This is a genomic window from Streptomyces sp. SID4985 (assembly GCF_009863025.1).
Lineage (GTDB): Bacteria > Actinomycetota > Actinomycetes > Streptomycetales > Streptomycetaceae > Streptomyces.
In genome coordinates this window covers 1-8,271 of record NZ_WWIR01000224.1, presented here as the reverse complement: position 1 = coordinate 8,271, position 8,271 = coordinate 1, and the positions used below count along the sequence as shown (strand labels likewise).

The window sequence follows — 8,271 nt, the reverse complement described above, 5'->3', positions numbered from 1 at the left end:
GCCTCCGGAGCCGTGTGCGCAGGTTCGAATCATGCCGGGGGACCCCCTATGAGGTGTCCATAGACCCCGACAACAGCGGAACGTTGAGGCTCGCGTCTTCACGTATGCACGGGTGAAGCCGTGAACGATGTCTCCGGTCATGCCCCGACAGACCCACGAAGAATCCGTGGCCATCCGGGCCTCTGAATGCCATAGCCCGGATCTGGAAGTGCGCACACCTAGTCAGATCCTCCAGCCCACCAGCGGGACGCGGATCCCGGTGAGCAGGCTCAGGAACATCGCCGCCGACAGCAGCACGACCAGTACGAGGCGGAGGGCGATGAGCGCGTCCGTGGCGGTGCGCAGTGGGGACCAGGGGGTCAGGCGGAGGAGCCAGGTGATGGGGATCGAGAGGGCGAACAGCAGGGACAGGGCGTCGATGTCGTCCTCGCCGGTCACCTGGACCGGTGCGCTCTCGTCGAGGTCGTAGCCCTCCGCGTACATCGCGAAGGCGAGGGATTTCCAGCAGAGGGTGGCGAACAGGGTCACGCCGGTTTCGATGAGTGCGAAGCGCGGCCCCTGCCGCGACGGGGTGAGCGAGAGAAGCATGATCACTTTCCGGGGAGCGTGCAGTCTTCTGTGTCGAGCCGACCGGGAGTGCCCTCCCCGTCAAAGTACTTGGCGGTCCCGCCAACTCATTCTCGTCTGCCTCAATCGGCGTCACGCGCCGAAACAGGCAAATGACGCCCACACCGAAGGCGGAACCCCATCCGCATGGGCCCTGCCGATCGCCCGGCCCAGGGCCCTCGTTGCCGATGAATCGGCCAGCGCGCGATGCGTGTCCGTCATCAGGTCCACCGTCGCCGGGGTGTCGGGGACCGGCCACAGTGCGCCGATGACCGAGCGGGCGCCTACCGCCAGCAGGGCTGCCGGGAAGCCCAGTTGTTCGTCGGGGAGGTCGCCCGTGATGCTGCCCAGTTCGCAGGCGGAGAGGATGACCGTCGCGCCGGGGTGGAGGTTGTCCCGCAGGATGTCGGTGAGGGGGAGGCGGCCGCCCAGGAGGAGGGACGAGGACAGGGGGTCGTCGGAGCGGAGTTCGCCGTGGCAGGCGAGGTGGATGAGGGAGGCGCCGGTCAGGTGGGCGGCGATGTCGGGGGCGGGCTCGTCGCCGGGAAGCGTGCCGTTGATCGTGCGCAAGGGGTCGGAGGATTCCGCCGAGTTCCGCTCCTCACTGGTATCGGCACTGGTATCGGCCGCTCGGAAGAGTTTCGGGTCTACGCCGTGTACCGCCGCGACCGCCCGCGCCTCCGGCACCGTTCGGGGGATCGACCGGAAGCCGTCGCCGTCGTACCAGGGGTCCGCGGCCACCAGGACCTTCCGGTCCGGGGGCGGTTGCCAGCCGGTGGAGAGGAGGAGGGCTCGGGCTGAGGGAGCGATGGTCAGGTTCAGGGTGGCGCAGGCGGGGGTGTCGTCCACGAGGGCGGTGTAGAAGGGGAGCAGGGCCGCTTCGCCCAGGGGGATCAACGCCAGGGGGATGGTGCGGAGTTCGGGCCATTCGGTCAGCAGGGGGTCCCAGAACGACGCGGTCACCTGGTCCAGGGTTTCGCGGATCAGGCGGGACAGGGCCCTGCGGCCGAGTTCGCCGCGTTGGGCTGCCGCGTAGGCGGTGCGGACGCGGTCGACCAGGGTGCGTACCGTCGGGAGGTCCAGGGCGGGGAGTTCGATGCTCTCGCATATCTCCCGGTCGCCGGGAGGGTAGTTGAGGCGGAGGGCCGCACCGCTGCGAGGGCCGGGAGCGACGTAGATCAGGGTGCGGCCGCTGGAGAGGGCCGCTCGGGCGGAGGCCACGGCGTTGGGGGACGTGGCCAGTCTGGTGGTGCCGTCCGTCGTGGCGTACGTGGCGAGATCGGCGAGGAAGCGTTGTTCGGTGGCTTCCCGTAAAGAGAGACCGCCGCTGTCCTGCGCCGGGCGTCTCAGTGCCCTGCGCGCCGCTCGCATCTCGTTGGTGGCTGTTCCGCGCATCGTCGACAGCTGGCGTCGCAGGGCGGCCGGGCCGTCGTCGGTGGAGAGGGTGGCCGTCGTCTCGCGGGTGATCATTCGGTCGCCCAGGGCCAAAGAGGTGATGGCTTCGGCGGTCATCACTCCGGCCAGGGGGACTCCGCAGCGGTGGGCCACGTAAGCGGAGCCGAGGGCCATCCCGCGCATCTCGCGCAACAGGGGCGCGGGCATGGGTTCGTCGCGTTCGCTGCTCACGGCGTCGATGACACAGCACGCGGTGGAGAAGGACAGGGCGGACATCGTCGCGCGAATCCAGTCGACCCCCGTGCCGAATTCGAGGAAGAACGACAGGTGGGCGGCGGAGAACAGGGGGCCGGCCACCGAAGTGTGGCCTCTCACCACGTCTTCGAACAGGGCCAGTTGAAGGTCCCAGACGTCGTCGCGGACGCTCTCCAGGCTCTGTCGGGCCCGCATCGCTGCGTTGAAGCGGTCCTGGATGTTCTTGTACGTCTGGGCGGCCGCCCGGTGCCTGTCGGCGGGTGAGGGTGAGCGGCCGAAGAGTTTCATCTGTCCCGCTACTGAGGGGAGTTCATCGCGGAGGTCAGGAGTCGGGTGAGCAACTCGACGTCCACGTCCGCCGTTCCCTTGCGGGTGATCGCGATGGTGGTCGTGTCGTCGGCGGTGCGGACCGTCAGGTTCACCACCGCTTCGCCGGTGTTCCGCGGCGCCGCTTCGCGCCTGCCGGTCCAGCGCCTCACCTGGTCGACGAAGGAGGCGATGGCGTCCCGGCCGAGGATCACGGTGACGAGATTGGCTCCCATGCCGAGTCCTTGGCCTGCCGTGGCGACGACGGCGTGGGCCACGTCGGCCCATTGGTCGGCTCCCCGGAAGGAGTCGAGTGAGTCGAAGTCGGCCTCGTCGAGGCAGTGCCAGAGATCTTCGGGGACCTGTACGTGCAGCTGCGTACCCACAGGCGGACAGTAACAGCGGGTATTGGCCGGATGTGATGGTTCCGCCGAACCTGGTTCGTCAGTCCGGCAGTTCATGGAGGGTCTCCTCCGGCTCCTCGTTCGCCGCGTACGGGTGGACCCGGCATTCGTCCGTGAAGGGGGTGAACCAGGATTCCGGGGCCTCGTGGGTGGGGTGGGAGGCGGCTGTGTTGAGGGAGGCGGCGAAGTTCTCGAGGGCCTGGGCGACTTCGTCCGTCAGGAGGCCGTAGAGGTCGGCGGTCACCTCCGCCTGGGTGAGGAGGGAGCCCAGGAGGAGTCGCTCCGCGACGCAGGTCGGGGGGCCGAAGGGGGGTCGGGTCAGGCGGGAGGTCAGGGTGATGGCGGTTACGGTGAGGCGGCGGGTGAAGAGGACCGTGTACTCGTCGGCCAGGTGTGGGGGGAGGTCGTCGAGGATCATGAAGGTGGCGTTGCTGCGGGCGACCGTGGGGCCGTCCTCCTCCAGGGCGGCGAGGTCGGTGAAGAGTTCGTCCACCAGGAGGTCGATCGCGTAGATCAGGGCGCCTGCGGCGATCTCCGCCGCCTCCTTGCCGACCACCGTCCGGGGCGCCTCGCCGTTCGCCGTTCCGGCCGCTTCGACCGGCTCTACGGCCACTGTCCCAGCCGCTCCGACCGGCTCACCGCTCGCCGTCCCGGCCGTCTCGCCGGTCACCTCCCGCCCCGTCTCCTCCCCCGCACAGCCGAACGCCGTCAGGGGGAACGACGTGAGGAGCGGGGCCAGTTCGCGGAGGCGGGTGCGCATCGCCTCGGCCTCCGTGGGAGCGGGGGTGTCGCCGGGTGACGCCTCCCCGGCGTCGGCGGCCGCGTGGCGGCGGGCTCGTTCCGCCGGGTCGGCGGGTGGGGCGTCGGGGCCGTCGGCGGCGTCCAGGCTTTCCTGGAGGAGTTCGGAGTTGAGCTCGACCGCGCAGCGGGTTATCTGCCAGTCGGCCAGCGGTTCGGAGGTGTCCAGGAGTTCGGTCACGACCTCGCGGGCCGCCTCCTCGGCGAACTCCAGCGCGGGCGCGTCCACGAAGAGTTTCAGCAGGGCGCCGCCGGGGTGGACGGCGATGAGGTCGTCCATCAGGTCGACCTCCGTGCCGTCCGGCCCCTCGATGGCCTCCAGCGAGTCGAAGCCCTTGCGCAGCAGGAAGAGGACGCCCTCCCGTTGCAGCGCGTCCAGGTCCGGCGTGCCCTCGGGCGGCGCCATGGTCACGGTCACCACGTATGTCACACGTTCATCGTGCATGAGGGGAGGCGGGGAGGGGGTGGGAATCGGAGGCAGTCCCGCTGTCGGGGGTGTTCGTGATCATCGACCTGAGCACCGTCTGTTCGCGATCATCAGCCTCGCCATCGCCGTGGTCATCGCCGTGGTCATCGCCGCGGTCCCTGGTCTCCCCGCCGCCGTGATCCTCCACCGCCTCACGCCGGCCGCTTCCGCGACGCCGTCTTCTTCGCCGTCGTCTTCTTTCCCGTCGCCGCCTTCTTCGCCGTACTCTTCGTCGCTCCCCGCTTCCCCGACGGCTCCGCCGACTTGGACGTGGACTTCCGTGCGGCGGCCGTCTTCTTCGCGGGGGCCTTTTTCGCGGCGGCCGACGCCGTCGACTTCTTGCCGCCCGTCTCCTTCGGGGTGCTGCGGCCGCGAGGAAGGGTGCGGACCTCCGCGTCCTCCCCCGGTTCCCCGGCGCCCCGCGACTCCCGCGCCTCCCGCACGCTCTTCTCCAGCGCCGCCATCAGGTCGAGCACCTTGCCGCCGGTCGCCGCGGCGGGGGCCTCGGGCGGGGCCTCGCCCGCCGCCTTGGCCGCGATGACCTCCTCGAGGGCCTCGCGGTACTCGTCATGGAGGTCGTCCAGGTCGACCTCGCCGAGGGTGTCCATCAGGGCGTCCGCGAGGTCGAGTTCCTTGTCGCGGACGGTGACGTCCACGTCCGGGGCCACGCCCTCGGGCGCGCGCACCTCGTCCGGCCACAGCAGGCCGTGCATGACGATGACGTCGCCCACCACACGCAGCATCCCGAGCCGTTCGCGGCCGCGCAGGGCGAACTTGGCGACGGCGACCTTGTTGCTGCGCTTGAGGGCCTCGCGCAGCAGGGTGTACGGCTTGGCGGCGGAGGCTCCGGCGGCGGCGAGGTAGTACGCGGTGTCCATCTGGAGCGGGTCGATGCGGTCGGCGGGCACGAAGGCGACGATGTCGATGGTGCGGGCGCTGGGCAGCGGCAGATGCGAGAGGTCGTCCTCGGTGATCGGGATCATCTCGCCGTCCGCGGCCTCGTACGCCTTGCCGATCTCCGCCTGGTCGACCTCGCGGTCCTCCAGCTCGCACACCTTGCGGTAGCGGATACGGCCGTTGTCCTCGGTGTGGACCTGACGGAAGGAGACCGCGTGGCTCTCGGTGGCGTTCACGACCTTGATCGGAATGCTGACCAGGCCGAACGAGATCGCGCCGTTCCATATGGATCGCACGTGCCGCGCCCCTTCCGTACGGTTTGATTCATCCCATTCGCCCCGATTCTGGGATTGTCATCCTATGACGCCAGTGACGGAGGTGGCGGGGCGGCGGGTCACGCTCAGCAACCTGGACAAGGTGCTGTATCCGGAGAGCGGCTTCACCAAGGGCGAGCTGCTGCACTACTACGCCACCACCGCCGACGTCCTGCTGCCGCACCTGCGCGACCGCGCGGTCTCCTTCCTTCGCTACCCCGACGGCCCCGGCGGCCAGGTCTTCTTCACCAAGAACGTGCCGCCCGGTACGCCCGACTGGGTCACGACCGCCGAGGTACCCCGCTCGGAGGGGCCCGCCCGGATGGTGGTCGTGCAGGACCTCCCCTCGCTGGTCTGGGCGGCGAACCTGGTCACCGAGTTCCACACCCACCAGTGGCTCGTCCAGGCGCCCGGTGAGGCCGACCGGCTCGTGTTCGACCTCGATCCCGGGGCACCCGCGACCGTCGTCCACTGCTGCGAGGTCGCCCTGTGGCTGCGCGAACGGCTCGCCGCCGACGGCATCGAGGCGTACGCCAAGACCGCGGGGTCGAAGGGGCTCCATCTGCTGGCGGCCGTACGCGGGGCGTCCCCCGAGGCCACGAGCGAGTACGCCAAGGCCCTCGCGGTGGAGGCCGAGGACGCACTGCCGGGGCTCGTCACCCACCGGATGACCAAGAGCCTTCGGCCCGGCAAGGTCTTCGTGGACTGGAGCCAGAACGCCGCCCGCAAGACCACCGCCACCCCGTACACCCTGCGCGCCCGCCACGCCCCGCTGGTCTCCGCGCCGGTCACCTGGGACGAGGTCGAGGCGTGCCGTGCCCCGGCGGACCTGGAGTTCCTGGCCGGTGACATCGCGCCCCGGGTGGAGGAACACGGCGACTTGATGGCGGGGCTCCTGGATCCGGAGCGGGGCGCCGAGCTGCCGTAGACCCCACGCCCAAAAACACCTAGAGCGACAACCACGTCCTCCGGTCCCGCGCCATCGCGTGCAACGCCTCCACGTCCCCCGGCTTCAGCAGTCCGCCCAGCCGGGCGAGGCCCGCCAGCTCCTCCTCCCGCAGGATCCGTACGGTCCGGGGCGCGGCGGTGATCAGTACCTCGGCCGAGCCCGCGACCGCGAGGACGGGGCGGACCTCGGCCGTCAGGGCGTACGCGGCCCGGTCGGCGTCCGCGCGCAGCCGCCGCAGCAGCGGTTCGGGGGCGCGGCGGCCCACCGCGACCATCGGGTCGGCGACCAGGACCCGCTGTCTGCGGGCGTACAGCGCGCGTACGGCGAAGAGGCCGGCGGGGCCGATGAGCAGGTGGTGGATGCGGTCGCCGCCGGGGAGCGGGATCGAGTGCAGGGTGTGCCAGCCCGCGCCTTCGAGGTCGTCCAGGGCGGCGCCCACCGTCTCCTCGGCGGTCAGGGCGTGCCGGCGCGGGTCGGGGCGGAGCCGGTGGGCCGGGCCCGGTGCGCGGTCGAGGGCGACGAGCAGGGCCTCGCCGGGGCGGTTGGGGGCGAGGTCGTCGTCCGGGTGGAGGGTGAGGCGGGCGAGTTCGGCGGGGGTGGGGACCGGGGGCGGGCCCACGGTGACGGGACCGGTGAGGAAGGGCTTCAGGGCGGCGAGCACGGTCTGCCGGGAGTCCTCGGCGAGGAGGCTGACCCGGGCCGACTCGCGGTCGTACCAGGCGACGTTCCTCCCGTCCCTGCCGCAGACGTACAGCCGCTCGCGGCCGCGGAGCCGGGTCGGCACCACGCGCAGTCCGCTCATGCGCCATCACCCCTCGACCATGGGACCAGGCGGGGGCACCCCGTGCAAGAAGTCGCGCCCCCTCGACGGGCCCCGTCGGCCGCACGGCCGCCCCGCGTCAGCCGCACAGCCGCCCGCGCAAGCCGCACAGCCGCCCCGCGTAAGGTGTACGGGCCCCGTTCGCCCACCAGCACAGGAGCGCCGTGTCCGACCGTCGTCGCAGGTCCGCGCGGGGTGTCCGCGTCGCCGGGCTCGTCGCGGTGCTGGCGGCCGGGCTGGCCGGATGCGGGGATTCCGGGGGACTGGTCGCGGACGGGCGTGCTCCCGTCGCGGTCGGTCCCGCGACGCTGTGGCCGGATCTGCGGCCCGCGTCGAGCCCGGCGTATCCGTACGACGTGGCCAGCCGGGAGACGGTCGAGGGGATACGGGTGCCGGGGGACGGCATACGCGCGGTCGATCCGGTCGCGGTCGTGACGGCGGAGCTGGCCGCGCACCCCGACGACTACGGCTCGAAGGGGGCGTACCACTCGACGGTGGACGGCCTGAGGAACTGCGCGGAAGACGCGCAGAGCCCCAAGTGCCCCTTGCTGAAAGCCTATTACCGGGACCTGACCGGCGACGGCCGGGACGACCTCACCCTCGGCTTCCACCTCGGGCCCACCAATCAGACGGCGGTGCGGGTGTACACCGCCGAGGGGCACACGCTGGTGCGGGTGCTGGCCGACAACGACGCCATCACCGGCGTGGAGCTGGCCGGGCGCTCGGTGATCGTGCGCTCCCCGGCGGAGATCTCGGGGTACGAGTACCGGACCACGTGGGAGTGGGACGCGGAGCAGCGGGCGATGGTGTTCAGCCGGGACGAGTTCCTGCGCACGGGTGGCGCTGCGGCGGCTCCGGGGGTGTCCGCCTCGCCCCCGCCGGGCCGGAACCCGAACACGCCCCCGGGTGCCCCGTGAGGCGCCCGTTCCCCCGCTGGGCCGGGACGCTCGCCGCCAAGGCCGCCGCGTTCATCACCGTGATGTGCTGCGCGCTGGCCGCGCTGCTCGGCGTCCTGGTCCATGTCTCGGTGACGGACCGGACGGTGGGGCAGGCGCGCGGCC

At 71.4% G+C, this 8,271-nt stretch carries 8 protein-coding genes and 1 pseudogene; 3 read left to right on the top strand and 6 right to left on the bottom strand.

Annotated features, from left to right (window positions below; all coding sequences use genetic code 11):
• Window positions 1–222: 222 nt before the first annotated feature.
• From GTW40_RS09195 to GTW40_RS09175, 5 genes are all read right to left on the bottom strand, one after another.
• A complete protein-coding gene (locus GTW40_RS09195; RefSeq protein WP_161179674.1) occupies window positions 223–588 on the bottom strand; it encodes a hypothetical protein in 366 nt (121 codons plus the stop codon).
• Between the two features lie 111 nt (window positions 589–699).
• Complete coding sequence (locus tag GTW40_RS09190) at window positions 700–2,544, bottom strand: CHAT domain-containing protein (protein WP_161179673.1); 1,845 nt, start codon at window positions 2,542–2,544, stop codon at window positions 700–702.
• Between the two features lie 8 nt (window positions 2,545–2,552).
• Window positions 2,553–2,948, bottom strand: a complete 396-nt coding sequence (locus tag GTW40_RS09185) for a hypothetical protein (RefSeq protein ID WP_161179672.1) — start codon at window positions 2,946–2,948, stop codon at window positions 2,553–2,555.
• A 58-nt stretch (window positions 2,949–3,006) separates the two neighbouring features.
• Window positions 3,007–4,194: a hypothetical protein gene (locus tag GTW40_RS09180; protein ID WP_161179671.1), complete on the bottom strand. Its 1,188-nt coding sequence runs from the start codon at window positions 4,192–4,194 to the stop codon at window positions 3,007–3,009.
• Between the two features lie 188 nt (window positions 4,195–4,382).
• Window positions 4,383–5,423: a Ku protein gene (locus GTW40_RS09175; protein WP_161179670.1), complete on the bottom strand. Its 1,041-nt coding sequence runs from the start codon at window positions 5,421–5,423 to the stop codon at window positions 4,383–4,385.
• A gap of 64 nt (window positions 5,424–5,487) precedes the next feature.
• On the opposite strand from GTW40_RS09175, the gene ligD reads away from it, so the two are divergent.
• A complete protein-coding gene (gene ligD / locus GTW40_RS09170) occupies window positions 5,488–6,369 on the top strand; it encodes a non-homologous end-joining DNA ligase (RefSeq protein ID WP_161179669.1) in 882 nt (293 codons plus the stop codon).
• Window positions 6,370–6,388: 19 nt separating this feature from the next.
• Here the strand turns inward: ligD and GTW40_RS09165 are convergent, their stop codons facing one another.
• Window positions 6,389–7,192 carry a nuclease-related domain-containing protein gene (locus tag GTW40_RS09165; RefSeq protein WP_161179668.1) on the bottom strand — a complete coding sequence of 268 codons (804 nt, stop codon included), beginning with the start codon at window positions 7,190–7,192 and terminating at the stop codon, window positions 6,389–6,391.
• Window positions 7,193–7,374: 182 nt separating this feature from the next.
• Here GTW40_RS09165 and GTW40_RS09160 point away from each other — a divergent pair, with 182 nt between their 5' ends.
• The gene (locus tag GTW40_RS09160) at window positions 7,375–8,127 is read left to right on the top strand and encodes a hypothetical protein (protein ID WP_343245643.1); all 753 of its coding nucleotides are present in this window, start codon (window positions 7,375–7,377) and stop codon (window positions 8,125–8,127) included.
• Window positions 8,124–8,271 (top strand): annotated as a pseudogene (locus GTW40_RS09155) (two-component sensor histidine kinase); the annotation flags it as partial. The gene GTW40_RS09160 and the pseudogene GTW40_RS09155, both read left to right, overlap by 4 nt.